The sequence below is a fragment of the Collinsella sp. 4_8_47FAA genome (assembly GCF_000763055.1).
Classification (GTDB): Bacteria; Actinomycetota; Coriobacteriia; order Coriobacteriales; family Coriobacteriaceae; genus Collinsella.
The window spans coordinates 1-518 of record NZ_KN214172.1 but is presented as its reverse complement, the minus strand read 5'-3'; the positions used below and the strand labels follow the sequence as shown (position 1 = coordinate 518).

Below are 518 nucleotides of genomic sequence, written 5' to 3'. Positions count from 1 at the left end.
ACGCGCCCTCACGCGCCCCACAACAAGCTTCCCGTCCTTGTTCGTGTAGTGCCCGACAACCAAGTCGTTTTTAACGCGGCTCGGGTCGATGTTGTCACGCTCCAGGCTGGATGCATCGCGCCTGTAGTGGGCGAGCATGTGCCCGACCGAGGTTGCCTTGTACTTCGCTATGTGTGCCATGTCGGAACCGCCTTACGTCAGATTTTAACCGACTAAAGTCTAGCACGTTAGACCTTAGCTGCGCTAAGGACGTGCCCTGCGGGGCTTCTCCGCAATCCTCCCACGCGGTCGAGATTGCTGCGCGTCATCGGCGGCGGCACCTCTTCCTTGCCCGCTCGGCTCCGCCGAGATGGAGGGGTGAAACCCCTCCAAACCACCCCGACCGTATCGGTATCGGATATCGGATTCCCATGGGCGAGGTCGTAGTACCTCGCCCCCCTCGTGGTCAATTTGTCATTTGTCATTTGTCACATTATTTTTCGGACGTAGTTAGCGAAAAAATAATGAGCCGCCCGATT

The 518-nt window shown here is 57.5% G+C and carries 1 protein-coding gene; it reads right to left on the bottom strand.

All coding sequences use genetic code 11. From position 1 onward, the window contains the following. A partial coding sequence (locus HMPREF9463_RS10290) for a plasmid recombination protein (protein WP_035139018.1) occupies positions 1-180 on the bottom strand: 180 nt, incomplete at its 3' end. Positions 181-518 lie beyond the last annotated feature (338 nt).